The sequence below is a fragment of the Caulobacter sp. GW821-FHT11E11 genome, assembly GCF_058808315.1.
This window is the reverse complement of the sequence record NZ_JBXARO010000008.1, coordinates 251,469-278,454: the sequence shown is the minus strand read 5'-3', so window position 1 is coordinate 278,454 and position 26,986 is coordinate 251,469. Positions and strand designations below refer to the sequence as shown.

Sequence of the window (26,986 nt, the reverse complement as noted above, 5' to 3'; positions counted from 1 at the left end):
GAAAGGATCGAGGAGATCCGGATGAGCACCTCTCTGAAGCCGCTCGCCACGGTCATGGTCGGTCTGAGCCTGTCGGCCTGCGTGGCCTACGCGCCGGCGCCCGTGCGGCTGGAGGCCTATCCGGATCATCGCGCGGCGGCGCGCCTGTCTGCGCCGGCCGATGGCCATGCCTGGACCGGGGCCGAGCTGCTGGCCGAGGCGCTGCGCAATAATCCGTCCGTCGCCGAGGCGGCGGCCAAGTATCGGACCGCCCGCGCGGCAGCCAAGGTCTCGCACGTGCCGCCGCCGGCCAGCCTGACCCTGACGGCCGAGTTCGCCAAATCCGAGCCCCACCAGTGGCTGTATGGCGCCGTCTCCGACATCCCGCTGGACATCGGCGGCCGTCGCAAGGCGCGGATCAGCGCCGCCGACCTCGCGGCTGTCCAACTGCTCTACGACTACGGCGAGGCGGTCTGGACCGTCCGCACGGCGCTGGCCAAGGCGCGGACCGAACGGGCCTTCGCCGATGAGGAGATCGCCCAGGCTCGCGAGGTTGAAGTCGTCCGCCAAGCCCGCGCCGATCGCCTGGACCAGCGTGTCGCCGCCGGTGAGGACGACCGTAGCCTGGCGCTGACCGCACGGGGCGAACTGGAGACGGCCCGCCGCCGGGTGACCGACGCCCAGGGCCGTCGCGCCGCCGCCGACGCAGCTTTGGCTGGCGCCTTGGGCCTGCCGGTCTCGGCCGTGCTTGACCTGCGCTTGGCTCCGTTGGCGACGCCGGCCAGCCTGGATGTCCCGGCCGCTACACGGACCGCCGCCCTGACCCGGCGCGACGTCCTGCGGGCGGTGGTCGACTACGATCTGGCCGAAAGCGCCCTGCGGCTGGAGACCGCCAAGCAGTATCCGGAAGTCCGCATCGGGCCCGGCTACACCTACGATCACGGCGTCGCCAAGCTACCGTTCAACCTGGCCCTGACCTTGCCGCCGCAGGACCTGAACCGCGCCGCCATCGCCCAGGCCGAGGCCAAGCGCGCCGAGGCCGGACGCTCGCTGGAAGCCGTTCAGGCCGCCACGCTATCGGCCATCGACACCGCCGACGCGGCCTTGGCGACGGCTCGAAGCGCTGCGACCCAGGTTCAGACGCGCGACATCCCCAACGCCGACGCCTTGGCGGCGGCGATCGCCCGCAGCCTGAAGGCCGGCGCCGCCGATCGCGTCGACGACCTGGGCGCGCGGGCCTTTGCCCTGGAGGCGCGGCTCACCTTGCTCGACGCCCGCAAGGGCCAGGCCCTGGCTGGGGTCGATCTGGAGGACGCCCTGCGCACGCCCTTCGATCCGGCCGAACTCACCCTGCTCGAAACCACGTCCCGCACTCTAGGAGACGGACAATGAAGTCTGGCGCGAAAACCGGCGCCCTGGCGGCCCTGATGGCGGTCGCCTTCGCCGGCCACGCTTTCGCAGGCGTCGAACTGGATGCGGCGACCCAGAAGCGCCTGGGCGTCACCGTCGCTCCGCTGGCGGCGGCGCGCTACGCCGGTACGACCAACGGCTTCGCCCGCGTGCTGGACCCCGTACCGCTGGCGACGCTGGATAGCGACCTGCTGGCCGCCCAGGCCGCCGCCCGCGCCTCGGCCGCCGAGGCCGCCCGGACCAAGGCCCTGGCCGCCGCCGACGCCACCATCTCTCTCAAGACCGCGCAAGCCGCCCAGGCCGTGGCCAGCGCGGACGCGGCCAAGCTGGTCCTGTTGCGCCGCCGGGTCGGACTGGAGTGGGGCTCCGCTTTCGCGGCTGATGGACCCCGAGCCCGGATACTGGCCGATCTCGCGGCCGGTCGCGCGGCGCTCGTGCGCATCGACGCGCCGGCTGGTGCGGCCACTGTTCGCAGCGTCCAGCTGGAACTCAGCGGCGGCGAGCGTCCCGTCGTGACCTTGCTGGGCTCGGCGCGTACGGCCGACACCCGCCTGCAGTCGGGCGGCCTGATCGGCGTGGTGCGCGGCCCGGCCGCTGGCCGGCTGGCGGCGGGCCTCACGGCGCCGGCCGCGCTCAGCGGATCAGTGAGAACAGCCGGCATACTCGCGCCACGCTCGGCGGTGATGCGCGCCCAGGGCAAGGTCTTCATCTACGTCCGGCAGGACCCGACCCATTTCGAGCGCCGGGTTCTGAGCGGCGTCGCGCCCCAATCTGACGGCCTGTTCGCCGCTGGCGGCGCGAAGCCGGGCGAGCCGGTGGTGATGTCCGGCGCGGCCGCAATCTTCGCGGCTGAGAACGCCCCCAAGGGCGGAGACTGATCCATGCTCAGCGCCATTGTCCGCTGGTGCCTGGAACGGCCTCGCCTCGTCGCACTCGGCGCGATCCTGCTGCTGATCTACGGCGGCGTGGTCCTGTCCCAGGCCAAGTTCGACGTCTTCCCGGAGTTTGTGCCGGCGCAAGCCGAGATTCAGACAGAGGCCCCAGGCCTAACCGCCCAACAGGTCGAGCAACTGGTCACCCGGCCGGTCGAGCAGGCGGTCAACGGAGCCTCGGGCGTGGAGACCGTGCGATCGGAGTCCCAGCAGGGGTTGTCCTCGATCAAAGTGATCTTCAACGAAGGGGCCGATCCGTACCGCGCGCGTCAGGTCGTTGCCGAGGCGCTTGGCGAAGTGACTGGCAACCTCCCCGCCGGCGTCGCCACGCCAAAGGTCACGCCGCTCACCTCCTCGACGATGGATCTCCTGAAGATCGGCTTCACTTCCGATCACCTCAGCCCCATGGCAGTTCGCGACCTCGTCCAGTGGACGGTGCGTCCCCGGCTGCTGGCCGCCGCCGGTGTCGCCCGCGCCACCGTCTATGGCGGTGAGGTCCGCCGGTACGAGGTCCGCGCTCGGCCCGACGATCTGGCGGCCCGCGACTTGTCGCTCTCCGACCTCGTCACCGCCGTCAAGGCGGCGACGGGGGTCAGCGGCGGCGGCTTCATCGACACGCCAGAGCAGCGCATCCTGATCGACGCGCGCGGCCAGGCGCTCACGCCCGCCGATATCGGCACGGCGCCCATTCCGAGCTCCGCCGGAGGGGCTCCCGTCCGCGTCAGCGACGTCGCCGACGTGGTCGACGCCCCCGCGCCCGATGTCGGCGAGGCGGTGATTATGGGCAAGCCCGGCGTGCTGATCAGCCTGTCCAGCCAGTATGGCGCCAATACCCTGGACGCGACCCACGCCGTCGAGGCGGCGATGGAAGAGCTGAAGCCAGCGCTCGACAGCCAGGGCGTCAAGGTGTTCGCCGACCTGCACCGGCCGGCCAACTTCATCTCCGCCGCCCTGGGCGGCATCATCGAGGACCTGGTGATCGGCGCGGTGCTGATCGCGCTGGTCCTGCTGCTGTTCATGCGCAATCTGCGCGCGGTGCTGGTGTCGTTCATCTCGATCCCGCTGTCGCTGCTGACGGCGGTGATCGTGCTGGACGCCCTGGGCTGGACGATCAACACCATGACCTTAGGCGGCCTGGCCGTGGCGCTGGGCGTGGTGGTCGATGACGCGGTCATCGATGTCGAAAATATCGTCCGCCGCCTGCGCGAACGCGGCGATCGGCCAGCAGTAGAGGTGGTGCTCGGCGCCTCGCTTGAGGTGCGCGCGCCGGTGATCTACGCCACGGTCGTGGTGGCGTTGGTCCTGGCTCCGGTCCTGATGCTGGGCGGCTTGCAGGGCGCGTTCTTCTCGCCCCTGGCGGCGGCCTTCATCCTGGCGACGGCCGCGTCGCTGGCCGTGGCCGTGGTGGTGACCCCACCGCTGGCCCTGCTGCTGCTGGGCGCCGCCCATGTTCCCGAAGAGCCCAGGGCGCTGGAACGCGCTAAGGTCTGGCACGAAGGGGTCCTGGTCCGCGCCAGCGGTCGTCCGGGCCTGGCGGTGATCGGGGTGGTGGCCGCAGCGGCGCTCACCGGCGCAGGCTTCCTGCTGTTTAATTCCGAGCTGCTGCCCAACTTCCGCGAAGGCCACTTCGTGCTCGGCGTCGCCGGTCCGCCGGGGACCTCGCTCACCGTCATGCGCAAGTACGGGGAGGGGATCACCCGCGACCTCCTGGCCCTCGACGGCATCCAGAGCGTCGAGCAGCAGATCGGCCGCGCGTCCGGGGGCGAAGACGCTTTCGGGACCGAGCGCAGCGAGTTCCACGTCGAGCTGAAGCCCAAGCTGTCAGGCAAGGACCAGGATCGGGTCCAAAGGGAGATCCACAAGGTCCTCGACAGCTATCCTGGCTTGGAGACCGAGGTGCTGACCTTCTTAGGCGATCGCATCGGCGAGTCGCTCTCAGGCGAGACGGCCTCCCTGGCCGTGGGCATCTATGGCGCCGACCTCGAAACGCTGGACAAGGCCGCCGCCGAAATCGCCGCGGTGATGGAGAAGGTCCCCGGCGCGATCGACGTGAAGATCCAGATCCCCCCCAGCACGCCGGTCGTCCGCGTCGATCTGAATCTACCGGCTCTGGCCCGCTATGGCCTGGCTTCAGCCGAGGTGCTGGACGCGATCCAGACGGCCTATCAGGGCGCGGTGGCGGCCCAGGTCTACCAGGAGAGCCGGGCTCTCGACATCGCCGTCACCACGCCGCCGGAGGTCCGCCAGGATCCCGAAGCCGTCGGCGACCTGCTGATCCGGGCCCAGGGCGGCCAGGTGGTGGCGCTGAAGGACATCGCCAAGGTCTGGCTGACCGAGGGCCGGACCAGCATCGCCCACGAGGGCGGCCGGCCGCGCCAGGTGGTGACGGCCAATCCCGGGCCCAGGGACGCCCAGAAGGTGACCAAGGCCGTGCAGGACGCCATCGCCCGGACGGTCAAGCTGCCGCCGGGCGTCTACCTCGACTACAGCGGTACGGCGCAAGGCGCGGCGAGCGCCGGGCGCCAGTTGCTGTTCAACGTCGCCATCGCCCTGATCGGCGTGATCGCGGTGCTGCTGATCACCTTCCGCAGCGGCCGGTCGGTCGGGCTGATCCTGGCGTCTGCGCCGTTTGCGTTGGTCGGCGGGGTCGTGGCCGTGGCCGTCACCGGCGCCAGCCTGTCACTGGGCTCGCTGGTCGGTTTCGTCACCCTGTTCGGAGTGGCCGCCCGTAACGCGATCCTGCTGGTCTCGCACCTGGACTATCTGGTGCTGGTCGAGGGCGAAGCCTGGTCGCTGGGCGCAATCGCGCGGGCGACGCGCGAGCGGGTGACGCCGATCCTGATGACCGCCCTGGTGACGGCGCTGGGCGTCCTGCCGCTGGCCATCCAGACTGGCCAGGCCGGCCGCGAGATTCAGGGACCGATGGCGATCGTCATCCTCGGCGGCCTGTTCACCTCGACCATCGCCAGCCTGGTCGTGCTGCCCAGCCTGATCTGGCGTTACGGTCGACTCCCGGTGACGGGCGCGCCGGCATCGGCCGGCGGGACGGTCGGCGTCGCCGCCGCGCGCGGCGTCGGTCCATCGCGCAAATAGGGCGAATAGAGCTGCGCGGCCTTCGTCATCGCCTTGGGGCCCAGGATCATGGCGACCAGCAGGATCGCGATGACGAAGGCGGGGCCGTCCAGCTTGGGTCGCATGGGGATCAGCGCACGCGGAGCGCCGGCGGCCACGGCGATCGCTAAGCACGCCAGGGCCGCGCCTAACGCCATGCCGGCGATGACGTCCGAAGGCCAGTGGGCGCCCAGATAGACCCGCGAGACGGCGGTGACGAGGATCGCCATCACAGCGAGCCCCCAGATTGCTGGGCGCCAATGGGCGAGCGGTCCTCGAGACGCCATCCAGGCGAGCATCAGATAGAGCGCCGCTGCGGAGGTTGCGTGGCCGCTCGGGAAACTGTAGGCGTCCACGCCCTCATAGAGGATCGACGGCCGCCGGACGTGAAAGGCGGCTTTGAGAAGCGGCGTGGTTACGGCCGCGCAGATCATCATCAGCGCGAAGGCCAGCGCCCAGCGCCAACGGCGGCGCCACAGCAGATAGGCGGTAATCAGAACGGTGACCGCCGTCCGCGGGCTGCCGTCCCCGAGGGCTGAGGCGGCCATCATCAGTCGGTCCAGCCAGGGCGTACGAAGGTCATAGAGCCGATCGGCGCCGGCGACATCGGCCAGGACGACGGGTCGCTGACTGACGACATCCGCCCCGAGCTTCAGGACGTAGAGGATCAGTAGCACGCTAGTCACGACGGCCGCGGCTCTCCAGCGAGCCTTGGCGTCTTCAGGGAGAAGGGATTTCATGAGTTGGGCTCGATGACGGCCCGAAAGGGGCGTTCGAACGCCTCAACTAGACCTCTTGAGGAGGTTGTCGACGATCCCTTCGCAACGTTGGCAATTTGTATAGAAGCGGAAAACTTCCGGTCTGCTAGCGTCGGGCAAGAGCGCCCGATGGACACTTTCACCTTCATTTGCCGCACGAAAGAAGAGGCCCCCACCCGGGTCGATCTCCAGGTGCTGCCGCAGAACGAATATCGTCCTCATGCCCTCAATCTCCTGCGAGAGCACTCCAGCGCTTCGGCGGTGGAGGTCTGGGTCGGCGACGCCCTCGTCGCCACGGTCGACCGGGACGACGGCTCGTCGGGAGGAGGCTTACGCCTTCACCGTCAGCAGCAGGACGCCAACTCCGACCAGGGTGACGCCGACCCAATTGGCGGCTGAAAGCCGCTCGCCCAGGAAGGCTGCGCTAAACACCGCCACGAGGACCACACTGAGTTTGTCAACGGGCGCGACCCTGGCTGCGTCCCCGACCTTCAACGCCCTGAAATAGCAGAGCCACGAGGCGCCGGTCGCCAAGCCCGAAAGGGTGAGGAACAGCCAAGCCCGATGGCTGATCAGTCCGGGCGGCTGCCACTGATGGGTTAAGGTCAGGAAACCGGCGAGGGTCACCAGGATGACGATCGTGCGGATGAAGGTCGCCAGATCGGAACTGACCTGTGTGACGCCCAGCTTGGCGAAGACGGCGGTGAGGGCCGCAAACGCCGCCGATCCTAGGGCCCAGCCCAGCCAGGTGGTCTTTCCCATGCGCGGCCCTTCAAGCGAGGCGCCAACTTAATCGCCACCCAGCCTAGGTCGCCACGAAGAAACGAACATTGGGAATTGCCAATGTTCATTGGGAATAATCAATGATTGTTGCGAATGCTTCTCATTGATGCGGCCAGGTTGTGAAGTTAAGAGCGCCTCTCAGTATCAAGAAGGGCGCTCGGTCTTCCCAGATCGAGCAAGTCTGGGGATTTGCACATGAACACCTCGTCGTCGCCGGGCATCCGGAGCCGTAGCCGTCGCGCATTGAGCGCCGCCGCCGTCGCGAGCGTCGCTGGCCTGGGCGCTTCGGTCGCGCATGCCGAAGTCATCGTGGCGGAGGGCGTGATCGCCACCGCGCCCGTCGATGAACAATCCACCACGGTCGACGGGGTTCAGATTGACGGCAAAAAGTCCAACCTCTCGCCCAAGCAGACCGCGCCCCTGCGCGATACGCCAAAGTCGATCACCGTCATCTCGCAGGACCTGATCCAGCAGACCGGCTCGGCCAGCCTGGTCGACGCCCTGCGCACGGTGCCTGGCATCACCTTCGGAGCCGGGGAGGGCGGCAATCCGGTCGGCGACCGCCCGTTCCTGCGCGGCTATGACGCCCAGTCGAGCACCTTCGTCGACGGCCTGCGCGACATCGGCGCCCAGTCGCGGGAGGTGTTCAACACCGAGAGCATCGAGGTCGTGAAGGGCGCCAGCGGCAGCTATGCCGGTCGCGGCGGAGCGGGCGGCGGCGTCTACATCAACAACAAGGCTCCTAACCGCACCAATGCGATCGGCGGCCAGGTGGCGGTCGGCACGGCCGACTACAAGCGCGCCACCTTCGACGTGAACCACGTGATCGCCGATGGCGTGGCCGTGCGTCTGAACCTGATGGTCCACGACGCCGGCGTCGCCGGTCGCGACGAGGTCCACCAGAAGCGCTGGGGCGTTGCGCCGTCGATCGCCTTTGGCCTGGGCACGCCTAACCGCGCCACGGTCAGTTTCTACCACCTGCAGAGCGACGACCTGCCAGACGCGGGCATCCCGTATAACAACCCGACCTTTGTCGCCCGCACCGACGGTCGTCCGCGCGTCCTTCAGACGGGCAATGGCGAGCCGATCAAGGTCGACCGCAGCACCTACTATGGCGTCAAGGATCGCGACTTCCGCAAGGAGCGCGTCGACATGGCCACCGTGCGCCTGGATCACGACTTCAGCCACGATGTCCACCTGCGCAACACCACCCGCTACGCCGAGAGCGCCCAGGACTACATCTGGACCCAGCCGGACGACAGCAAGGGCAACCTCTACTACGGTCTGATCTGGCGCCGCCCCAACAGCCGCGTCACCGAGGTCAGCTACCTGACCAACCAGACTGACTTCTACGGCAAGTTCAACACCGGTTCGGTGGTTCACAACTTCGCCACGGGCCTGGAGTTCTCGCGCGAGGAGGGCGAGAACGACGCCTACAACGTCTTCTACAACGGCGCCCTGGCGGCCACCTACAACACTTGCAGCGCCGCGGCGATCGCCGCTTTCGTCTGCACGACCGTCAACAACCCCAACCCAAGCGACGCGTTCAACGGCACGATCTCGCGGGTCAACAATCCGACCAACGCCCGCACGGTCACCAAGTCGCTCTACGCCTTCGACACCGTCGAGCTGAACCCGCACTGGCAGCTGAATCTGGGCGTCCGCTACGACGACTACGACGCGCGCTTCACCAGCGCCCGCGCGGCCGCGACGCCCTTCGCCCGCAGCACGTTCAGCCGCGAGGACAAGCTGTGGAACTACCAGGCCGCGGCCGTCTACAAGCCGACCGAGGCCAGCGCGCTCTACGTGTCTTACGCCACGGCCTCGACGCCGTCGGGCAGCTCGATCGCCCAGGGCAGCGAGAGCACGCCGCTCAGCAGCGACGTCAACGCCGCGCTTAGCCCCGAGAAGAACCACACGCTGGAAGCTGGCGGGAAGTGGGACGTGTTCGGTGGCAAGCTGTCGCTCACCGGCGCGGTGTTCGAGGTCAAAACCAGCAATGCTCGCATCACCCAGACCGACGGCACCGTCGCCATGGCCGGCGAAAAGCGCGTGCGCGGTTTCGAGGTCGGCGCCTCGGGTTCGATCACCGACAAGTGGGACGTCTTCGGCGGCTACACCTATCTGGACGCCATCCTGGTCAAGAACGGCGGCGCGGGCGCGGCGGCGGGCCTGACCGATGGCCAGCCCTTCCCGAACACGCCCAAGAACAGCGCTTCGCTTTGGACGACCTACAAGGTGCTGCCGCGCCTGACGGTCGGCGGCGGCGCCAACTACATGGCCAAGGTCATGGGGAGCACCAATCCGAACCTGCCCAAGTTCGTACCCAGCTACTGGCGCTTCGACGCCAACGCCAGCTACGTGATCAGCGACAATCTGACCGCGCAGCTCAATATCCAGAACCTGACGAACGAGACCTATTTCAGCCAGGCCTATCCGACCCACTACGCCACCATCGCCCCCGGCCGCTCGGCGGTGCTGTCCCTGAACGCCAAGTTCTGATCCTCCCCGAAAGGACCTTGGCTTGGAGCCGCGTCGGCGCGATACGCCGGCGCGGCTTCGTCCGTTCGAGAGAAGTGATGACCGACCCTTCGCCTAACGCCGATCCCATGGTGGCCGAGGTGGCCCGCAGGATGGCAGGGCCGCCCGACCATGCGCGCGCCTGGATGCGTGGCTTGGCCGAGCGCGGCGCCCCGCGCGCCCAGGCGCTCCTGGCCCAGATGTTTCTCGACGGTTTCGGCGGGCCATCCGATGACGGCGAAGCCCTGGCCTGGTTCCTCAAGGCCGCAGCCGGCGGCGACGCCCTGGCCTTTAACATGGTCGGGCGATGTTACGAGAACGGCTGGGGCGCGCCGGCCGATATCGTGGTGGCCGCGCAATGGTATCGGCAGGCCGCCGAGCGCGGCGACGAGTGGGGCATGTACAACCACGCCACACGGCTGATGCTGGGCGACGGGGCGGCCGAGAACCGCCCAGAGGCTCTGGCCTGGTTCCAGCGCGCGGCGGCTCTGGGTCACGCCAAGTCAATGAACATCGTCGGCGGGTTCTACGAGGACGGCTGGGAGGTCGCACAGGACTTCGCGATCGCCGCCGAACACTACGCTCGGTCGGCGGCGGCCGGCGACTTCCGGGGCCAGTTCAACCTGGGCCGCGTGCTGGCCTCACGCGGCGAGGTCGAGGCGGCGCTGGGGCAATTTCGCAAGGCCGCCGAGACGGCGACACCGGCCTTCACGGCCAAGATGATCGCCTTCCTGCGCTCAGCGCCGATCCTGGCCTATCGCGACCTTGCCGACACGCTCGAGGCGGGCGACCCCGCGTCATGATGCTGCAGATCCCGCAGGTGCTGACCAAAGCCGAGGTGGCCGCGTGCCGGGCGATCCTGGACGCCGGCCCCTGGGTCGACGGCAACCTGACCTCGGGCCACCAGGCCGCGCGGGCCAAGGCCAACGAGCAGCTGCCGCAGGACAGCGACGCGGCCCGCGCCGTGGGGGCGACGATCCTGCAGGCGCTGGAGGCCAATCCGCTGTTCGTCTCGGCGGCCCTGCCTCAGGTCATTCTGCCGCCGATGTTCAACCGCTACGGCGAAGGCATGGGCTTCAAGGACCATGTCGACAACGCCATCCGCCGCGATCCGGTGACGAGCCAGCGCCTGCGCACCGACCTGTCGGCGACGCTCTTCCTGGCCGAGCCCGACGACTATGACGGCGGCGAGCTGGTCGTGAACGACCTCTATGGCGACCACGTCGTCAAGCTCGAGGCCGGCGACATGATCCTCTATCCCAGCTCCAGCCTGCACCACGTCACCCCGGTGACCCGAGGCCGGCGCACGGCCAGCTTCTTTTGGATCCAGAGTCTGATCCGCGACGACGCCCGCCGCACGATCCTCTTGGAGATGGACGTCGCCATCCAGCGCCTGGCCCGCCAGGTCGAGGCCGACGACCAGGGGATCCTGTCGCTGACCGGCGTCTACCACAACCTTCTGCGCCAATGGGCCGAGGTCTGATGCGCCGTCGCCAGGCGACGCTGTCAGTCACCAAGGCTGATGACGATGCGACGACCAGCCGCATCCAGGCCATGACGCGCCAGAGCCTCTATCAGATGCTCGATCAGCGTCGGGTCGTGCTCGGCCGCGGCGGGCTTGTCGTCGCCGGCTGCGATCTCCACCGAGACGGTCGGCTGAGTGGCGTAGCGGGTGCGGCGATCGCAGACGCCGATCTCCCGCAGCACGCCGACGGCGACCAGATCGGCGGCCAGGCGGTGCAGCGACGACCTGTTGACCTCCAGTTCCAACGCCACCGCCTTCCACCAGACCGTCTCCAGGTCGATGGGCGCAGGGACCATGTCAAAGACCTCGATGAGGCGACGACGCTTGGTGGTCAGGCGCACCCCGAGCGCTTCGCAGCGCGAAATGACGCTGGCCCGCAGCTCCCCTTGGGGCGGCCCCGCGAGCGATGGGGGCTCGGGCAGCGCGGCCTGGGCAGCGAAGCGTCCGCCCAAGCGCGGACGCAGCCGCCGACCGTTCAGACGAAGCATTGCGCTGGCTTGGGACATCGTGGTTCGGTCGGGGGCTATCATGTTGAGAGCAAGTCGCGTTATCAGCAGATAGCGCCTCGGTAAGCGGTGTCGACGCTGGGCAGGCAACGTTGGGAAAATGTATAGTCAAGCCAATCTGGCGCTAATGTTTGAGGGCCGCTGCATGCGAACGCGGGGCGTCGCGCGTTGAACGTCTTTGTGCTTGAAGATGACGCCGAAACCGCCGACTTCGTCGCTCGGGGACTGAAGGAGCGTGGACATCAGGTCGAACTGTCCACAAACGGCGTTTCGGCGCTGCAGCGCCTGTCGACGGACAGCTTCGACGTCATCGTCCTGGATCGCATGGTGCCCGGCATCGACGGGCTATCTCTGCTCAAGGCGCTGCGGGCGGCCGGCGACAATACCCCGATCTTGATGCTGACGGCGATGTCGCAGATCAACGACCGCGTCACCGGACTGGAGGAGGGGGCTGACGACTACCTGGTCAAGCCGTTCGCCTTTTCGGAGCTGGCCGCCCGGGTCATGGCGCTGGGCCGTCGGCCCGCGTCGGCTGAGCCCGCAGCGGTCCTGCGCATCGCCGATGTCGAGATGAACCTCCTAAGGCGAGAGGTCCGGCGCGGCGGTCGCCTCGTGGAGTTACAGCCGCGTGAGTTCATGCTGCTGGAACAGTTGATGCGTAGCCCCGGACGCATCGTTACCCGCACGATGTTACTCGACCGGGTCTGGAACTTCGGCTTCGACCCCAAGACCAACATCGTCGAGACCCACATGTCACGCCTGCGCTCGAAGCTCAACGAAGGGTTCGAGCGCGGCGCCATCCGGACGGTCCGAGGCGCTGGCTACATGATGGATGACGATGCTTAGGCGGCTTCCGCGATCGATCGGCGGCTTGGCCCTGACGGTGGCGGGCGTGTCCTGCGTCCTGACCCTGGCGGTCGGGGCGATCACCTTCGACAAGGTTCACCACGAAATAGAGCGGCAGCTCGACCGGCGCATCGAACTCGAAACCGCGTCCTTGCTGGCGACTTATGGACGGACGAATTTCGACGTCCTGGTGAGGGCTGTCGAGGATCGCACCGCCCCGACCAAACGACCGATGATCGGCTACCTCAGCGCTGCGAGCGAGGAGGGCAACGGCATGGCCTATCTCGTCCTGGACGCGCAAGGCCAGCGCCGGGCAGGTGACTTCAATGGCGCCGCGCCGCCTTCCGGCTGGAGCGAGTTCGCCCACTTTCAGCGGCCCGACGGGACCCGAGGCGTCGCCCAGGCCTTAAACACCCCTCTGGAACACGGCGGACGCTTGATCGTCGCCGCCGATCGCGGCGGGCTTCATAAAATCGACCGCGCGCTGAAGCGTCTCTTCCAGATCAACTTCGGCATCATGATCGCAGCCAGTCTGCTGGCCATGCTTCTGTTTGGCAGGGTGGTGCAGCGCCGTTTGAGCGCGATCCACACCACCGCGGAAGGGATCATGGGCGGAGATCTCTCGCGTCGCATGCCGATCGATGGGTCCGGCGGCGAGTTCGACCAACTGGCTCAAGTTCTCAACCGGATGCTCGATCGGATCGAGGACCTCCTAGGCAATCTGCGGCAGGTCTCGGGCGATATCGCCCACGACCTACGCACGCCGCTGACCCGTCTGCGGGCGCGTCTGGAGGACACCGAGGCGATCGCCACGACGGAGGCGCAACGCCAGGGCCTGAGCCGCGCCTTGCAGGAGATCGACGGTCTCCAGGACCTGCTTTCGAGCCTGATGGCGCTCTCGGAACTGGAGGGCCGTTCCGTGCGCGACCGGTTCGGGCCGGTGGCGCTCGAAACGGCGATCCGCGAACTCGCGGAAGCCTATGCGCCTGCCTTCGAGACGTCGGGCATGACGCTGGACCTCGACCTGCGACCTGTCGAGGTGCGCGGCGAGGCGCGGCTTTTGCAGCGCGCTCTATCGAACCTGCTGGACAACAGCCTCGTCCATGCCGGGGCCAAGACGCGCGTCGAGATCCGCCTTCGCGAAGCGGCAGGGCGTGCGATCCTGGACGTCGTCGACGATGGTCCTGGCGTACCGCCCGACTTGCGCGACCGGATCTTCAAGCGGTTTGTCCGGCTCGATCAATCGCGCTCCTCGCCAGGTCACGGGCTGGGCCTGTCGATCGTGTCGGCGGTCGTCGCCGCGCACGATGGAAGCATCCGGGTCCGTCCCAGTGATCGCGGCTTGGCTCTGGTCATCGACCTGCCGACTGGACGTTAGCCGCGATCTCGGCATTTCGCGGCGCCATCGCGCAGCAAGGTGACTTTCTCCGAAGCGGCCTCGTTGATCAGGATCTCCAACCGAACGTTGCCGGGTATGCTCACCTCAGCGCCAAGCCCGCGCCGGGCTAGGACGTCCTCAAGCCTCTCCGACCTCAAGGTGAGCTCAGCCAACCTCACGAGCCATGGCGAATGCGCGTTTCTAGCCGTCCGCCTTGAAAGGGCCGCGCGCGGCGCGTTGCAGATCAAGGGTGACCTGGCGTCGTCCGATTGGCGACGGTGACGGGGCGGCGACGTCTGCGCGATCGGGTGCTTGGCCACGATCCAGGTTGCGCTCATCGCCGTTCGTCAGCGCCTGGTCTCCATCGAGGGCGTGACGCGCACGATGTTACGAGTCACGGCCTTAGAGTTTCGTTTGTTTTCCTTTTATGTCGATTTCTTCGGGTTTAGGATCCTGCCTCGCCAGCGGAGCTGTGCCGCGACGCGCCTTGCAATGACACAACGGAAAGCCTGCGATGAGCACACCAGCGTATTTGGCGGATCGTCGGGGGTTCGTTGTGGGTGGCCTGGCGGGCCTTGGCTGGCTCTCGGCTTTATCGGGGCGAGCGCAATCGCGATCACGGGGACCAGCACCGCGCGTACTCGTTTCGTCCGACATCGGCGGCAGCGATCCCGACGACTTCCAGTCGATGGTCCACCTGTTGCTCTACGCCGACCGCCTCGATCTAGAGGGCCTGGTCTCCTCGCCATGGGGGGCAGGGCGGGCCAGCGACATCCGCAAGGTGATCGATCTCTACGATCAGGACTTCGCCAACCTCAGGACATGGTCGTCGCGGTATCCAAGCCCCATGGCGCTGCGCGCGCTGGTCAGGCAGGGCGAGACAGAGACCGCGCCCTATCAGGGCTATCGCCGCCCGACCGAAGGTTCCAACTGGATCATTGCCTGCGCCCGCCGGCCCGATCCGCGTCCGCTTCACGTGCTGGTCTGGGGCGGCATCGAGGACTTGGCCCAGGCGCTGCACGACGCGCCCGACATCGCGCCGAAACTGCGCGTCTTCTTCATCGGCGGCCCCAACAAGAAATGGTCGGTCGACGCCTATCAGTACATAGCCCAACGCCATTCCAAGCTGTGGCTGATCGAGTCCAACGACACCTATCGCGGCTGGTTCACCGGCGGCGACCAGTCTGGAGACTGGGGGAACACCGCCTTCGTCGCGCGGCATATAGCCGGCCATGGCGCCATGGGCGACTTTTTCGCCACCAACCTGGCCGGCACGATCAAGATGGGCGACACCCCATCGGTCGGCTGGGCCCTGGGCGGCCACACGAGCGATCCGACCAAACCCGGCTGGGGCGGGCGCTACGTCCGCGCCTGGTCGCGCGCGCCGGCGACCTTCGACCGCTTGACCACCGCCGAGGACCGCATGGAGCAGTTTGGCGTCCTGCAGCTCAACCTGCCCGGCGACGCGCAACCCGGCGCCAAGCTACGGATCGAGAACCAGGTGCTGGACGGCGACATCGATGCCAACGGAACCTTGCGTTTCCGCTTTAGTCCCAAGGACGCCAAGACCTACGACTACACGATCGCGGGCGGTGGGCCCGGTTTCGATGGCCGGCGCGGCCGCATCACCTCGGTCCGCCCCGCGCCCGATGCCGATCGCCGTCCCGATGCGCGCTGGCCCAACTGGTGGACGGACATCCCGGCGCTGGACGTCGCCGAGGGACCGTTTCTCGGGGCCAAGACCGTCAGTCAATGGCGTCGCGACGTCCTGCGGGACTTCGCCGAGCGCATGGACCGCTGCCAGCGCCCCGCGCCTAGCTTTCCCATGGTTTTGGATTGAGGGGACCCCATGCCTGGACGTGACGGGTCATGGGCGCGGCGTTTGCGCAGCGCGACGATCTCCATGCCTTGGTGGGGCAACAAAACGAAACCGCACGAAATTAATACGAAATAAAACGTTGAAATTCGAAACCACTCGATACAGCATGCCTGACGGTAGCCTCGCCTCCCGTGTCCACGGGCTCATGAGCAGACGGCGCCGAGGGACGGGGAGGAAATCGAATGAAGGGGCATTTCAGCCAGCGCCGCCTGCTGTTTGCAGGCGTGTCGGCCTTGGGCATGCTGTTGGCGGCGACCGCCGCGAACGCTCAGCAAACGGCCAATGACGCGGAAGTTTCGGAAATCGTCGTGACGGGTTTTCGCTCGTCGCTTCAGAAGGCGCTGAACGAAAAGCGCGTTTCCAATTCTATGATCGACGTGATCAAGGCCGAGGAGGTCGGCAAGTTTCCGGAGTCGAACCTGGCCGAGGCGCTGCAGCGCCTTCCGGGCATCTCGATCGAGCGCGAGAACGGCGAGGGCCGCACGATCACCGTGCGCGGCCTGGGCGGCGACTTCGTCCGCACCCGCCTCAACGGCATCGAGACCGTCGCCGCCTCGGGGACCAACGAGGGCCAGACCTCGATCAACCGCACGCGCGGCTTCGACTACAACGTCTTCGCCTCAGACCTCTTCAGCTCGCTGAAGGTCCGCAAGTCGGCCGAGGCGGCCGTCGACGAAGGCTCGCTGGGCGCGACCGTCGACATCGACACCGGTCGGCCGCTGGAGATCGGCAAGCGCCTGATGCTGTCGGTGCAGGACAACTTTTACAGCAACGGCAAGGAGCACAATCCGCGCTATGCGGGGATGATCTCCAACCGCTGGTTCGACAACAAGCTGGGCTTCCTGATGTCGGGCGCCTATCAGAAACGCAAGACCGGCCTCAGCTTCTACGATCGCAACCCTGGCCAGTTCGAGGTGCTGTATCGCGGCTCGGACCTGGCTGGTCCGGTCCGCAACGGCACGGGCGGCGCCGTCGCCCCCGCCTGCATCGCCAGCGGCGCGCCGCTGGTCAACGCCACCACCAACCGATCGCCGCTGAACTGCTTCTGGGGTTTTGCCGCGCCTACGCCGACCTCGACGACCCCGGCCTCGTCCGGGCTGGGCGCCACCGCCTTCGGCATCGACGCCAATTCGCTGATGTTCGGTTCGGATCCGGCCGCCTGGGCCGCGCTGGAGAAGAATCTCTCCGCCACCAATCCGGCCCTGACCAGCATCCAGCAGCAGGACCTGAAGCAGGAACGCATCGGCCTGACCAGCACCATCGAGTGGGCCCCGACCGAAAAGACCCGCGTGCGCCTCGATGGCCTGTGGGCTCAATTCAAGGTGGACAACCAGTCGCACATCCTGGGCTCGTTCGGCCTGAACCGGCAGTTCGACAATGCCCGCGCCGAGATCGGCCTGACGAACACGACGACGGGGCTGCGTCCCTATTCTGCCGCCAACAACAACTACTTCGCCGATCGGCGTGGGGTGTACGGCAACGCGTGCACAACCAGCGCCACGCTGAACTGCACCGGCAGCCTGGGCAGCGCGACCTTGCCGATATTTTCCAGCACCCAGTACTGGAACGGAACGTCGTACGTCACCGTGCCGACCGTGCTGAACAGCAACACCTGGTCGACCAACCCTTACAACCTCGACACCTACGACTACTACAACAACCCCGGCTCGGTCGGGTACAGCGCGGCCGCGGCGGCTGCCGACCCGCGCGGCATCCTGATGTATGACGCGCTGGTGGGTAAGCCGCACACCACGATCCAGGACGTGCACCTGAACGAGGCCGGCCAGGTCGACTACATGAAGCTCAACCGCGTCGACTGGATGAGCAACGACGCCTATTCGAAGAACACCAGCATCTTCAATCAGATCGACCTGGCGGTCGATCACGACTTCACTGACAGGCTGACCGGCCACTTCATCTATGGCCGCTCGTATTCACACCTGCGGATCGATGGCGGCCGCGTCGACCTCTACACGCTGGACAAGAACGGCTTTGTCTTCGACGAACGGGGCGGCGGCGACATGCCGGTGTTCAACCCCAACTTCAACGTCGCCGACGTCGGCGCGTGGGGCGACATCGTCAAGGGTTATGCCGGCGTCTCCCGTTACGTTCGAGCGCTGAACAACCGGTACGAGACCTTTGGCGGCGACTTCCGGTACGAATGGAACGACCACCTGACGGTCTCGTTCGGCGGCAGCCAGCGCAAATACGAGTTCGAGACCTTCTCTTCGACCTTCAGCCGCAGCGTCATCCCGACGGTTGGCGAGCTCAACAAGTATGGCCGTGAGCAGAACAAGTCTGAATACGCCAACCTGACCCTGGCCCAGATGGGCAGCGTCGTGAACTTCGGGGCAGGCCTGAAGCTGCCGCAGGGCGTGCCGACCTCGTGGTTCTCCCCCGATCGCGACACCTTCGCCCGCCTGCTCGGCTATGAGTGCAACTGCGTCAACCAGTTCGCCGACTGGCGCCTGGTCACCTCGCTGGGCGACGGCTTGCGGGTCCAGGAGAAGGACACCGGCGGCTATGTGCAGGGCGATTTCGATATCGATTTGCTGGGCCGTCGCCTGCGCGGCAACGCTGGCGTACGGGTCGTCAAGACCGAGGTCGCCAGCATCGCCTCGGGCACCAGCGGCGCGTTGAACGGCACGACGATGACCGGCGCCAACAGCTACACCGACACCCTGCCGTCGCTGAATCTGGTCTACGAGCTGACCGACAACCTGGTCGTCCGGTTCGCGGCCGCCAAGTCGATGGCCCGCCCATCGCTGGGCAACCTGTCGCCCGGCGTCACCGCCATCTCGTTGCCGGCCGCCCCCGACAGCGGCGCCAACACCCCGCGCGTCACCCTGGGCAATCCCAAGCTGGAGCCGTTCCGCTCGGACAATTTCGACTTCAACATCGAGTGGTACCCGCAGGCCGGCGCCCTCGTCTCCGTAGCCCTGTTCAAGAAGAAGCTGGGCTCGTTCCCGCGCCAGCAGGCCTTCGCCGCCAAGCTCAACGACTTCCTGGCGCCGGAACTCTACGCCAGCTTGCGCGGCGGCCTAGCCCTGACGCCGGAGCAGACTGCCTATATGGACGGCGAGAACGTCTGGACGGTGACCTCCTACGTCGACAGCCCCGGCGGGGTCGTCAACGGCATCGAGGTGCAGTATCAGCAGGCTTTCACGTTCCTGCCCGCGCCGTGGAAAGACTTCGGCTTCATCGCCAACGTCACCCATATCGAGTCAGAGCTCAGCTACCTGACCCAGTCGGGCGCGGCGGCCAAGGCGCCCTGGCCGTTCGCCTCGCCAAATGCGGTCAACCTGACGCTCTACTATGAGAAGGGGCCGTTCGAGGCGCGCGCCTCCTATAGCTGGCGCGACCGCTTCGCCAGCGTGTTCCCGCAGTCGACCGGCCTGTGTCCGCCGGGCCTGAACACCGACCCGGCGACCGGCGGCGTCTGCACCAGTCCGTTCAACGACTTTGGCGGCACCGAGGCGACGTCCTATGTCGACGCCAAGATGTCCTACAAGTTCTCGAAACAGCTGCGTGGCGATCTGTCGGTCCAGAACCTCTTCAACGAGCCGGAGTCGCAGTGGAACTACGAGCCCAGCGTGGTGCGGAAATACTCCGCGGGCGCGGGTCGGATCATAACCGCCGGCATTCGCTACACCTTCTAGATCCAGGATTTCCCCAACTGGGCCGCGATGCTTTCGGTGTCGCGGTCCTTCTTTTTGTGCGCTCGCGCGTGACGCCCTGGAGCCCCGAGCGCGAGGCAACCTCCTTGACAAGGACGCCGGCCGCCACATGCACGACGACCCTGGTCGGCTTGACCGCCGCCGCCTCCTGAGCCTTGGCGCCCTTGTCGCCGCCGTCCCAAGCCTTGCGACCGCCAAGGACCCTCAGGCCGTTGGCGAGGCGCTTGCCTTGTGGCCAGGGAGCCCGCCCGGCGCACCCGCCGTCTTGCCCCAGGAGCGAGTTGAGACACGTTACGTCGAGGGCCAGCCATTGCGCGTGGCCTCATCGATCGGGCTGCCCTACATGACCTTGCTGCGGCCGCAGCGGCCAAGCGGCGCGGCCGTGCTGATCATCCCCGGCGGCAGCTACGTCAACGAGTGGTTCGACAGCGAAGGCTACGCGGTCGCCCAGAGATTCACCGAAGCCGGCTTCACCTGTTTCATCCTTCGCTATCGCTTGCCGGCCGGGGGCTGGACGGAGCGTTCGGAGGCCTCGCTGCAAGATGCGCAGCGCGCCATGCGCCTGATCCGCCACGACGCGGCCCAGGTCGGTGTCGATCCGCACCAGGTCACGGCGATCGGATTCTCCGCGGGCGGCCACCTCGCGGCGAGCCTGGCGACGCGTGAGGCGCTCGCTTACCCGCCGGTCGACGCCGCTGACGAGGGCGCGACCCGGCCAGACCTCTCGGCGCTGATCTATCCGGTGATCGACATGGCGCCACCCTATGCCCACGCCCTGTCGGCCAGGTCGCTACTCGGCCAGACTCCGTCACCGGAGGCGATCGTCCGCCATTCACCGCGCCTGCATGTTGACGCTTCCACGCCGCCAACCTTCCTGGCGCACGCCTGGAACGACGATGTGGTCCCCGTGGAAAACAGTCTCGGCTACCTCGCCGCCCTGCGCGCAGCCAAGATCGCGGCGGAGGCGCATTTCTTCGAGACGGGCGGCCATGGCTTCGGAATTCGCCAAGGTCCAGCCGCGGCCTGGCCTGAGCTGTTTTTGGCGTGGGCGCGCCGTAAGGGTCACGGATTTGGAGGACGGCAGGGGCTTTGACGGCGACGTGGCCGTCGCCGCGACGAACATCCCCGCGTCTGATGAGCATTGACGGTCAGCGTTCCGCGACCGCGCCAATGTCTGTTTGTCTCGTAGGCGAGCGAAGGTGGCTGCTGCTGAAGCCACCTTCGCGAAGCTATCGCCCAACACAGCCCACGCTGGAGGGCGACGGCATCCATTTCCGTCGGGTCGGTGCTAACCTAGGTGCTGAATGTTCCGTGTCTGGAGGCGCGCCAACAGCGGCAATTGGCGCAGATAGGGCGGGCTTGATCGCCGTCAGTGCTGCTCTGCCAGCCAATCCTCGCAACGAAGCCCGTCGACGCGCTGGAACTCCGCCAGATTGCCCGTGACGACGACAAGCCCTCGCGAGCGACCATGACCCGCGATCAGGAGGTCATAGCCGCCTATTGGGCGCCCCAGGCGTTCCAATACCGCCCGGATATCGGCGGCATGATCCGCCGCCGCCTCATCGAAAGCCAGCACCTCTAGCCTAGCCGCGAAGCGCTCGACCTCGCGTCGGTTATGATCTGGCCGGGCGGACTTGGCCGCGCCGTGCAGCAATTCTGTCAGGACAATCGTTGAAGTGCAGAGCGCGTCGGCATTGGCGTTGAAACGCTCCCGAAGGCCCGAAGGTCGATCTCTGAGGACGCGGATGCAGAGGTTGGTGTCCAGCAGGTACCGCAGCACTAAAACGCTTCTCGCGTCTGCGCCGCGGGCTGATCGCGCGTCCCAAGGTCGACGCCAGGTGCATTGAAGAAATCATCCCAAACAGCATCCGAAGGAACGATGACACGTCGATTGCCCTCGCGAAGAACCGTTACGGATGTAACGCCGTCGGGAAAGGCCACGTCCTTAGGCAGGCGGACGGCCTGTGTGCGATTCGATTGGAAAAGCTTGGTCTTCGACACGATCGTCTCTGGGATATACATTGTGTATATACCCGCCGTTGCGGTTAGTCCAGCCCGCGTCAGGCGCGAGCCAGTCTCCGGCTCCGCGTCGACCAGCGAACGTCGCCTTTCCAGAACCGCTCCAACCTCAGGAAATGGCGCAGGGGCGACCGTGTCCGTCTTGAGGTCCCAGAAGGGTTCCCTAGGCGCGGGTGCGATGTCGCGCTTGAACACGACCCGTAGCCTCGGTGGGGACGGGCGCGATCTCCTTGCCCAAGACGCTCGAAAGCACCCGACGCGCATTGGCGGCGCAGTCTAGATCGTCCGGTTTGCTCTCAATCCCCGCGATGAGCGCGACAAGTTGGGCCTTGGTTTCGGCCAGGCGGACCTCAAGGGCTTTGATGTCCGCCACCCGCGTGTGAAGCGCCGTTACGAGGGCGTCGTGCTTCCAGTCCGTTAGATCGGAGGGGAGAAGAGTTCGGATCTCGTCAAGGCTGAAGCCGGCCCGCTGCGCCGTAGCGATCAGCTCGAGGACGAGCACGGCGTTGCTCGGATAAGCGCGATAGCCGTTGGGACGGCGCTCTACCGTCGTGAGCAGGCCCTCCCGTTCATAGAACCGGATGCGCGAGTGCGTGAGGCCAGTGCGTCTGGCGAGGTCACCGATGTTCATCCGCGGGGCCCAAATAGCCTGTTGACCCTAAACCTAACTTAAAGGTTAGGGCTGGGTCCACGCTTTTGGTGGAGCCGCCTGTGTCCCTGTTTTCCCCGCTTACCCTGCCCAACGGCGCCGTGATCCCTAACCGCATCGCCAAGGCGGCGATGGAGGAGAACATGGCCGATGGCGATCACCGGCCGTCCGAGGCGCTGATCAACCTCTATCAGTCCTGGTCGGCAGGGAAGGCGGGGCTCATCATCACCGGCAACGTGATGATCGATGCGCGCGCCATGACCGGGCCGGCCGGCGTTGTGCTGGAGAACGACCGTCACCTGGATCGCTTCAAGGCCTGGTCCACGGCGGCCCGGTCGAGCGGCGGCCAGGTGTGGATGCAGATCAATCATCCCGGCCGCCAGATGCCCGCGGCCCTGGGCCAGGAAACCTTAGCGCCTTCGGCTATCGCTCCGGACCTGGGCGCCCAGTCCAAGATCTTTCCCATGCCGCGCGCGATGTCGGCTTCCGACATCGCCGAGGTCGAGCGGCGGTTCGCGAAGACGGCGGTGCTGGCCGAACGCGCCGGCTTTACCGGGGTAGAGATCCACGCCGCGCACGGCTATCTGCTGAGCCAGTTCCTTTCGCCCTTGGCCAACCATCGCAAGGATCGCTGGGGCGGCAGCCTGGAAAACCGCGCGCGCCTGCTGCTGGACATCGTGCGTGGCGTGCGCGCGGCGGTGACGCCGCGCTTTGCCGTCGCGGTCAAGCTCAACTCGGCCGATTTTCAGCGCGGCGGCTTCTCGCTCGAGGACGCGCGCACCGTCGTTGAGATGCTCAATGGGCTGGGCGTCGACCTGGTCGAACTGTCGGGCGGCAGCTACGAGGCGCCGGCGATGATGGGCGCCTCGCGCGACGCGCGGACCCTATCGCGCGAGGCCTACTTCCTGGAGTTCGCAGAAGAGATCGCCAAGGTCGCGGCCATGCCGTTGATGGTCACGGGCGGCATCAAGCGGCGCGAGGTGGCGCAGAGGGTCGTCGAGAGCGGTGTGGCCATGGCCGGCATCGCTACGGCGCTGGCCATCGAGCCAAACCTTCCCACGCTGTGGCGGCAGGGCAAGGCCGTCGCGCCCAGCCTGCGGCCCATCACCTGGAAGAACAAGCCCATCGCCTCTTCGGCGCACATGGCCGCCGTCCGCTACCAGCTCGTGCGCTTGAGCCGTCGGCGGCGCACCGCGCCCAACATCTCGCCCGTCTGGGCTCTGGTCACCGCTCAGCTCCAGGTCAAGAGAAGCGCTCGCCAGTATCGGCGCTGGATGGCGCAGCGCATGGCAGCGATCTGATCGCCGTCGCGCTTGGCCCATTGTCGAAAAGGTTTAGGGCATGGTTGAGAAATTCGTGGACGTCGAGTTCGGCGACCAAACGGTCCAGGTCCCGAAGGACGGATACTACGACCGCTTCCGGTCCAATCCCGACCTGGACGTCGTGGCGCGCGATCCGGCGGCGGGCAACATCGACTTCTTCCGGCGGATTCCCAAGCAGAGAGTCGCCTCGCGGGTCGGGCCTGTCTGGGCGCCGAACTTCTACTACCGCAGCAGCTCCGTGCAGCTTCTGATGACCGCACCGGTCGACCGGCTCGCGTCGGCCCTGCCGGCGCCGCTCCAGCCGCTACGGCCTTTACCGGGCAGGGGCCTTGTGGCGCTGACCTTCTTCTCCTACGCCATCTGCGACAACGATCCCTACAACGAGGTCTCGATCGCTGTCGTCGTGCGCCGGCCCCGCGCCAAGGGCTCGCATGTGGGCCAGCTCCTGGGCGACATGCGGCGTCGCAGCTTCTTCGCCCATGTCCTGGCGCTTCCGGTCACAACCGAGATCGCGCGCACGCGCGGCCTGCAAGGCTATCAGCTGCCCAAGTGGCTGACGCCGATCACGGTGGAAATCGGCGGTGAGGTGAAAGCCAGCATCTCTGCGACCGACGACTCTCCCGACCTGGTGCTGCGCGCGCCGGCGCCGGCTTTCCGCGATGTGCCGTCTCAGTCGCGCATGGGCGCCAACACCATGATCCATCAGGTCGACGGCGAGTGGAACCAGACGGTCGTGCAGTCCAACACCTTGTCCTATTCTCAGGAGCTCTTTCCCAAGGGCGTGACCTTGACGCGCAACGGAGGGCCGATGAGCGATCTCCTCAACGGCCTGGGCGCGTCGTCCATGCTGCGCTTGGACGTGATCAGGGATGCGCAGCTAGCGCTCAACATGCCAATCGCGCTGAAAAGGTTCGGCGTCGGGCAAGGGGAGTGACTGAACAGTCGAGCCTCCCATCAAAACGTCGCATTCCCGGAGCGAAACCAAGGTCTGTTCATGGCGCGCAGCGCAGGTGGGCCTTCGATGTCCGAGAAGGGTAGCGGCCGTCGCCTTGGCCAACAAGAACGCCCGGATGATCTGGGCGATCATGATCAGCGGCGAGCGCTACAGGAGCCACTAGTGGCTTAGGAGCCAGGCCGGGCGCCACCCCGCGGCCGCTAAACTTGAGAAGGCGGACGAGATCTAATGTGACAGCCGGTCGATACCGGAAGGCGGGATAACCCGTTCGCGCCATCGCGCCTTGAGCGCGTGCAATTGGTCGGGACCCGCCTTCGTGGAAGGCATTATCGCAGCGATCATGCGTACCGCACCAACAGGTCGAACACATGCCGCACCGACCAAGCCTCGCAGAACGTCAGATCGCCCTTGCCAACGGGGAGCCGTCCACACATGGCGCTCACGAGCCGAGCGGACCGCCCTCTCGTTCGCGAACCTGGCGTTCACGCTCTGCGGCAAGATCGTCCCAGGTCTCGGCCAGGCGAGCAATGACCTCCCGCATCCTCGCGTTGGGGGCAGACTTTGCAGGTCCGGGGCCCTCGAAGCCTGATCACGAAGGTCCGATGCCGTTTTCATTCCGCAGCCGCTGGCGCCTGCGACGCGCGATCACTGCCCGGCAGCCGACGTTAGGAACGAGACAGGCTCGGCGGCGGCGAGCCGAGGAACGAGCTGATTTTTGCCTACCGAAGTCTTGACGGCTTTCGACGATCTCCTAACTCATCGCCTGCTGCCGGGTGCCGACAGGGCCTGGCCCCTGGGGGCGCACGGCGCTTGGCCTAGCGCCCCTCATGTCCAACTTGCTTTCGAGGAGATGGAAATGAGCACCGCGTTCGACTTCACCCCGCTCTACAGCTCGATGATCGGCGTCGACCGTATGGTCGATCTGGTCGAGACCGCCCTGCGCAGCGGGGCGAGCGCCAGCTATCCGCCATACGATATCGAAAAGACCGGCGAGGACGCCTATCGCATCTCTCTGGCGCTCGCCGGTTTTGCGCCGAGCGACCTTGAGATTCTCGCCGAGCCCAACCTCCTGGTCATCAAGGGCCAGCGCTCGCCCGGAGACGGGCAGGGCGCGGGATCCTTCCTGCACCAGGGCTTGGCCCAGCGCGCCTTCGAACGCCGGTTCGAGCTGGCCGACTATGTGGTGGTCAAGGACGCCAGCCATGCTCACGGCGTCCTGTCGATCGACCTGGCGCGCGAGGTGCCGGAAGCCTTGAAGCCGAGGCAGATTCCCATTGGCGTCGGCGCGGCCCAGCAGGCGTTGGATCTCAAGCCTGCCAAGGCCCGCAAGGCGGCCTAAAGGAGGCTCGCCATGCGCACGGACTCCCATCTGGCCGATCGGGCGCGGCCCTGGCCTGTGCGGCCTGCGGTCGGCTTTCTCCATCCGTTAGAGGTTCTCAAGGACCAGGATCTCGACCCTGCCGAAAAGCGCGAGATCCTGGCGGCATGGGCCTCGGACGCCAGCGCTGTGGAGCATCGTCCGAGCCAAAGATGGCTCTTGGGAACGCCCGCGCCAGTTCCGCTCAGCGAGGTGTTGTCCGCGCTGAGCCGACTGGATCGCGACGCGCGCCCTTGAGTTGGGGCGGGCGGCCGGCCAGTCGGTGGCCGGCCGCCAACTTGGCCCGCTATTCTGTTCCTACGTTGTGATCATGGCCTGCTTTATCTTTGTCGAGCCGTCGGGCGACGGCTGGATCGTTCGCGGCGATTTCGACGGCAGCCCCCTGGCGTTCGCCACTGGCGCCCGCGCCGAGCAGGCTGCGCGCGATCTTGCCCACCGGTTGGCCGACGCTGGCGAGCCGGTCGTCCTGGAGATCCGCTTGCGCGATGGCGCGCGGGCCGGACGCTTCCTGTTTCCACCGTATGGGGGCGAACCGGGGGCCATTCCGGCGCAGCGCGCCTAGCCGGGCTAGGCTGCGAGGGACGAAGCCGTAGTCCGCATCCGGCGCAGCACCGCCTGCAGGTCGGCGAACGCCAGGGCGAAGGGCGACCCGTTGCGCAGCGCTCTTTGGGCGTCGGTCCATTGCCCGCGATGGATCTGGTCGGCGACCAAGCCAGCCTCTTGGTGGAAGGCGCGATGGGTCTCGAGCAAGTCCAGGAAGGCATGGTTGCCGGCCCAGCGCCTGGCGCCCTCGCCAGGCAAGCAGCAACCGGTCGGACACAGTCTGTCCGAGCGCAGGGCGTTGGGATCGATCGGGTGGCGCTCGGTGATGGCCGCGACGAGCACCGACGCCGAATCCGAGGCGACGGACAAGCCCACCGGCCCGCAAGCCGTCGTGGCGTCGATCGACAAGCACGACGAAAAATCCGGGGACTAGGCGCGCTTGGGGCCGTCCAGAATCTAGGCGGCCATCCGGGTCTTGAACGCGTTGGCGATGGCTCGCTCGTTGATCGGCTTGCCGAAGACTTCTCCGGTCCGGGCCAGCCGATCTTCGGCGTCCGGCTGAACGGTAATGAAAATCATCGGGATCCAGCCATGGGCCCGATGAATCGCCGCCACTGCGGCCGGGCCGGTGCCAGTCGCCAAACCCACGTCGGCGGTGATGAAAGCAGGCCGTCTCTGTCTTGCCGCGTCGATGGCCTCATCCTGCGTCGCCACGACAACGCTGGACGTGGCGCCGTTTTCCTCGAGCAGAAGCTGAAGGTTCATGGCGATGAGCGGATCATCTTCGATGATAAGAACGTGGACCATGTCGCTACC

At 66.8% G+C, this 26,986-nt stretch carries 24 protein-coding genes; 16 read left to right on the top strand and 8 right to left on the bottom strand.

Translation table 11 applies throughout. The features are described from left to right. The first annotated feature begins 21 nt into the window (after positions 1-21). The 3 genes from AC1RR5_RS20880 to AC1RR5_RS20870 are packed head-to-tail and all read left to right on the top strand — an operon-like array spanning position 22 to position 5,414. Complete coding sequence (locus tag AC1RR5_RS20880) at positions 22-1,371, top strand: TolC family protein (RefSeq protein ID WP_492924630.1); 1,350 nt, start codon at positions 22-24, stop codon at positions 1,369-1,371. Beyond that, positions 1,368-2,267: a hypothetical protein gene (locus AC1RR5_RS20875; RefSeq protein WP_492924628.1), complete on the top strand. Its 900-nt coding sequence runs from the start codon at positions 1,368-1,370 to the stop codon at positions 2,265-2,267. Before AC1RR5_RS20880 ends, AC1RR5_RS20875 begins: the two co-directional genes overlap by 4 nt. A 3-nt stretch (positions 2,268-2,270) precedes the next feature. Beyond that, the gene (locus AC1RR5_RS20870) at positions 2,271-5,414 is read left to right on the top strand and encodes an efflux RND transporter permease subunit (protein WP_492924626.1); all 3,144 of its coding nucleotides are present in this window, start codon (positions 2,271-2,273) and stop codon (positions 5,412-5,414) included. Here AC1RR5_RS20870 and AC1RR5_RS20865 read toward each other — a convergent pair. Beyond that, positions 5,321-6,172 carry a phosphatase PAP2 family protein gene (locus tag AC1RR5_RS20865; protein ID WP_492924624.1) on the bottom strand — a complete coding sequence of 284 codons (852 nt, stop codon included), beginning with the start codon at positions 6,170-6,172 and terminating at the stop codon, positions 5,321-5,323. The genes AC1RR5_RS20870 and AC1RR5_RS20865 overlap by 94 nt on opposite strands. 348 nt (positions 6,173-6,520) lie before the next feature. Further along, positions 6,521-6,952, bottom strand: coding sequence for an EamA family transporter (locus AC1RR5_RS20860; RefSeq protein ID WP_492924622.1), 432 nt, complete (start codon positions 6,950-6,952; stop codon positions 6,521-6,523). Positions 6,953-7,168: 216 nt separating this feature from the next. Here AC1RR5_RS20860 and AC1RR5_RS20855 point away from each other — a divergent pair, with 216 nt between their 5' ends. From AC1RR5_RS20855 to AC1RR5_RS20845, 3 genes are all read left to right on the top strand, one after another. Continuing rightward, positions 7,169-9,475, top strand: a complete 2,307-nt coding sequence (locus AC1RR5_RS20855) for a TonB-dependent receptor (RefSeq protein ID WP_492924620.1) — start codon at positions 7,169-7,171, stop codon at positions 9,473-9,475. A gap of 77 nt (positions 9,476-9,552) precedes the next feature. After that, positions 9,553-10,296 (top strand): tetratricopeptide repeat protein, encoded by a 744-nt coding sequence (locus AC1RR5_RS20850; RefSeq protein WP_492924618.1) that lies wholly within the window; start codon positions 9,553-9,555, stop codon positions 10,294-10,296. Beyond that, a complete protein-coding gene (locus tag AC1RR5_RS20845) occupies positions 10,293-10,976 on the top strand; it encodes a Fe2+-dependent dioxygenase (RefSeq protein ID WP_492924616.1) in 684 nt (227 codons plus the stop codon). The genes AC1RR5_RS20850 and AC1RR5_RS20845 overlap by 4 nt, the downstream gene beginning before the upstream one ends. A 23-nt stretch (positions 10,977-10,999) precedes the next feature. On the opposite strand, the gene AC1RR5_RS20840 is transcribed toward AC1RR5_RS20845, so the two are convergent. Next, a complete protein-coding gene (locus tag AC1RR5_RS20840) occupies positions 11,000-11,506 on the bottom strand; it encodes a hypothetical protein (protein ID WP_492924614.1) in 507 nt (168 codons plus the stop codon). 186 nt (positions 11,507-11,692) lie between these two features. On the opposite strand from AC1RR5_RS20840, the gene AC1RR5_RS20835 reads away from it, so the two are divergent. The 5 genes from AC1RR5_RS20835 to AC1RR5_RS20815 all read left to right on the top strand — a co-directional run bounded on the left by AC1RR5_RS20835 (position 11,693) and on the right by AC1RR5_RS20815 (position 20,397). Then, the gene (locus tag AC1RR5_RS20835) at positions 11,693-12,370 is read left to right on the top strand and encodes a response regulator transcription factor (RefSeq protein WP_492924612.1); all 678 of its coding nucleotides are present in this window, start codon (positions 11,693-11,695) and stop codon (positions 12,368-12,370) included. A 25-nt stretch (positions 12,371-12,395) separates the two neighbouring features. Continuing rightward, positions 12,396-13,748 carry a HAMP domain-containing sensor histidine kinase gene (locus AC1RR5_RS20830; protein WP_492924610.1) on the top strand — a complete coding sequence of 451 codons (1,353 nt, stop codon included), beginning with the start codon at positions 12,396-12,398 and terminating at the stop codon, positions 13,746-13,748. Between the two features lie 514 nt (positions 13,749-14,262). Continuing rightward, positions 14,263-15,588, top strand: a complete 1,326-nt coding sequence (locus AC1RR5_RS20825; RefSeq protein WP_492924608.1) for a DUF1593 domain-containing protein — start codon at positions 14,263-14,265, stop codon at positions 15,586-15,588. 221 nt (positions 15,589-15,809) lie between these two features. Beyond that, positions 15,810-19,286, top strand: a complete 3,477-nt coding sequence (locus AC1RR5_RS20820; RefSeq protein ID WP_492924606.1) for a TonB-dependent receptor — start codon at positions 15,810-15,812, stop codon at positions 19,284-19,286. A 361-nt stretch (positions 19,287-19,647) separates the two neighbouring features. Next, positions 19,648-20,397: an alpha/beta hydrolase gene (locus tag AC1RR5_RS20815; protein ID WP_492924604.1), complete on the top strand. Its 750-nt coding sequence runs from the start codon at positions 19,648-19,650 to the stop codon at positions 20,395-20,397. 276 nt (positions 20,398-20,673) lie between these two features. On the opposite strand, the gene vapC is transcribed toward AC1RR5_RS20815, so the two are convergent. From vapC to AC1RR5_RS20800, 3 genes are all read right to left on the bottom strand, one after another. Then, positions 20,674-21,084: a tRNA(fMet)-specific endonuclease VapC gene (gene vapC / locus AC1RR5_RS20810; RefSeq protein WP_492924602.1), complete on the bottom strand. Its 411-nt coding sequence runs from the start codon at positions 21,082-21,084 to the stop codon at positions 20,674-20,676. Further along, complete coding sequence (vapB, locus tag AC1RR5_RS20805; RefSeq protein WP_492924600.1) at positions 21,084-21,305, bottom strand: type II toxin-antitoxin system VapB family antitoxin; 222 nt, start codon at positions 21,303-21,305, stop codon at positions 21,084-21,086. The genes vapC and vapB overlap by 1 nt, the downstream gene beginning before the upstream one ends. A 181-nt stretch (positions 21,306-21,486) precedes the next feature. After that, complete coding sequence (locus AC1RR5_RS20800; RefSeq protein WP_492924598.1) at positions 21,487-21,954, bottom strand: MerR family transcriptional regulator; 468 nt, start codon at positions 21,952-21,954, stop codon at positions 21,487-21,489. Positions 21,955-22,022: 68 nt separating this feature from the next. Between AC1RR5_RS20800 and AC1RR5_RS20795 the strand changes: the two genes are divergently transcribed. From AC1RR5_RS20795 to AC1RR5_RS20775, 5 genes are all read left to right on the top strand, one after another. After that, positions 22,023-23,273, top strand: a complete 1,251-nt coding sequence (locus AC1RR5_RS20795; RefSeq protein WP_492924596.1) for an NADH:flavin oxidoreductase/NADH oxidase family protein — start codon at positions 22,023-22,025, stop codon at positions 23,271-23,273. A 40-nt stretch (positions 23,274-23,313) separates the two neighbouring features. Further along, positions 23,314-24,228, top strand: a complete 915-nt coding sequence (locus AC1RR5_RS20790) for an acetoacetate decarboxylase family protein (RefSeq protein ID WP_492924594.1) — start codon at positions 23,314-23,316, stop codon at positions 24,226-24,228. An 877-nt stretch (positions 24,229-25,105) separates the two neighbouring features. Beyond that, positions 25,106-25,588 carry an Hsp20 family protein gene (locus tag AC1RR5_RS20785; protein ID WP_492924592.1) on the top strand — a complete coding sequence of 161 codons (483 nt, stop codon included), beginning with the start codon at positions 25,106-25,108 and terminating at the stop codon, positions 25,586-25,588. Between the two features lie 12 nt (positions 25,589-25,600). Next, complete coding sequence (locus tag AC1RR5_RS20780; protein ID WP_492924590.1) at positions 25,601-25,864, top strand: hypothetical protein; 264 nt, start codon at positions 25,601-25,603, stop codon at positions 25,862-25,864. A gap of 25 nt (positions 25,865-25,889) precedes the next feature. Further along, on the top strand, positions 25,890-26,189 hold the full coding sequence (locus AC1RR5_RS20775) for a DUF2188 domain-containing protein (protein ID WP_492924588.1): 300 nt from the start codon (positions 25,890-25,892) through the stop codon (positions 26,187-26,189). A gap of 5 nt (positions 26,190-26,194) precedes the next feature. Here AC1RR5_RS20775 and AC1RR5_RS20770 read toward each other — a convergent pair whose 3' ends face one another. Both AC1RR5_RS20770 and AC1RR5_RS20765 read right to left on the bottom strand, forming a co-directional pair. Then, a complete protein-coding gene (locus tag AC1RR5_RS20770; protein ID WP_492924586.1) occupies positions 26,195-26,578 on the bottom strand; it encodes a CZB domain-containing protein in 384 nt (127 codons plus the stop codon). Between the two features lie 48 nt (positions 26,579-26,626). After that, complete coding sequence (locus tag AC1RR5_RS20765) at positions 26,627-26,977, bottom strand: response regulator (RefSeq protein ID WP_492924584.1); 351 nt, start codon at positions 26,975-26,977, stop codon at positions 26,627-26,629. Positions 26,978-26,986 lie beyond the last annotated feature (9 nt).

Excerpts from the sequence above, each read along its gene's own strand:
- AC1RR5_RS20880 (WP_492924630.1), top strand. The coding sequence starts at position 22 with ATGAGCACCTCTCTGAAGCCGCTCGCCACGGTCATGGTCGGTCTGAGC.
- AC1RR5_RS20875 (WP_492924628.1), top strand. The coding sequence starts at position 1,368 with ATGAAGTCTGGCGCGAAAACCGGCGCCCTGGCGGCCCTGATGGCGGTC.
- AC1RR5_RS20870 (WP_492924626.1), top strand. The coding sequence starts at position 2,271 with ATGCTCAGCGCCATTGTCCGCTGGTGCCTGGAACGGCCTCGCCTCGTC.
- AC1RR5_RS20865 (WP_492924624.1), bottom strand. The coding sequence starts at position 6,172 with ATGAAATCCCTTCTCCCTGAAGACGCCAAGGCTCGCTGGAGAGCCGCG.
- AC1RR5_RS20860 (WP_492924622.1), bottom strand. The coding sequence starts at position 6,952 with ATGGGAAAGACCACCTGGCTGGGCTGGGCCCTAGGATCGGCGGCGTTT.
- AC1RR5_RS20855 (WP_492924620.1), top strand. The coding sequence starts at position 7,169 with ATGAACACCTCGTCGTCGCCGGGCATCCGGAGCCGTAGCCGTCGCGCA.
- AC1RR5_RS20850 (WP_492924618.1), top strand. The coding sequence starts at position 9,553 with ATGACCGACCCTTCGCCTAACGCCGATCCCATGGTGGCCGAGGTGGCC.
- AC1RR5_RS20845 (WP_492924616.1), top strand. The coding sequence starts at position 10,293 with ATGATGCTGCAGATCCCGCAGGTGCTGACCAAAGCCGAGGTGGCCGCG.
- AC1RR5_RS20840 (WP_492924614.1), bottom strand. The coding sequence starts at position 11,506 with ATGCTTCGTCTGAACGGTCGGCGGCTGCGTCCGCGCTTGGGCGGACGC.
- AC1RR5_RS20825 (WP_492924608.1), top strand. The coding sequence starts at position 14,263 with ATGAGCACACCAGCGTATTTGGCGGATCGTCGGGGGTTCGTTGTGGGT.
- AC1RR5_RS20820 (WP_492924606.1), top strand. The coding sequence starts at position 15,810 with ATGAAGGGGCATTTCAGCCAGCGCCGCCTGCTGTTTGCAGGCGTGTCG.
- AC1RR5_RS20815 (WP_492924604.1), top strand. The coding sequence starts at position 19,648 with ATGACCTTGCTGCGGCCGCAGCGGCCAAGCGGCGCGGCCGTGCTGATC.
- AC1RR5_RS20800 (WP_492924598.1), bottom strand. The coding sequence starts at position 21,954 with ATGAACATCGGTGACCTCGCCAGACGCACTGGCCTCACGCACTCGCGC.
- AC1RR5_RS20790 (WP_492924594.1), top strand. The coding sequence starts at position 23,314 with ATGGTTGAGAAATTCGTGGACGTCGAGTTCGGCGACCAAACGGTCCAG.
- AC1RR5_RS20785 (WP_492924592.1), top strand. The coding sequence starts at position 25,106 with ATGAGCACCGCGTTCGACTTCACCCCGCTCTACAGCTCGATGATCGGC.
- AC1RR5_RS20780 (WP_492924590.1), top strand. The coding sequence starts at position 25,601 with ATGCGCACGGACTCCCATCTGGCCGATCGGGCGCGGCCCTGGCCTGTG.
- AC1RR5_RS20765 (WP_492924584.1), bottom strand. The coding sequence starts at position 26,977 with ATGGTCCACGTTCTTATCATCGAAGATGATCCGCTCATCGCCATGAAC.